General features: G+C 42.8%; 1 tRNA gene. It reads left to right on the top strand.

The window, feature by feature from the left end:
- Positions 1-215: 215 nt before the first annotated feature.
- Positions 216-292, top strand: a tRNA-Ile gene (locus Q0940_RS17045).

The following is a 292-nucleotide window of genomic DNA, read 5'->3' as shown; positions in this document are numbered from 1 at the left end:
ACCTCCTTATACATAAAGTTATGAGATTTACTCGTGTCCACACAGATAATTAATTACGAATTGTGAGCAAGAAGAAAGTTACAGGTAGGTGGCATAAGTTAGCGCTTGTGACATTTTATATAGACTTGTATTTCATCTGGTTAGCACCCCATTCCCCTTGCAAAGAGTAGGGTGAGGTGACCGAACTAGTAATGAGATATCTTTTTATAGAATATAGGCCTGTAGCTCAGCTGGTTAGAGCGCACCCCTGATAAGGGTGAGGTCGGCAGTTCAAGTCTGCCCAGGCCTACCA

It is taken from the genome of uncultured Psychrosphaera sp., assembly GCF_947500655.1.
Taxonomy (GTDB): Bacteria; Pseudomonadota; Gammaproteobacteria; order Enterobacterales; family Alteromonadaceae; genus Psychrosphaera.
The sequence above is the reverse complement of the archived record's forward strand: the minus strand, read 5'-3'. Positions and strand labels throughout refer to the sequence as shown.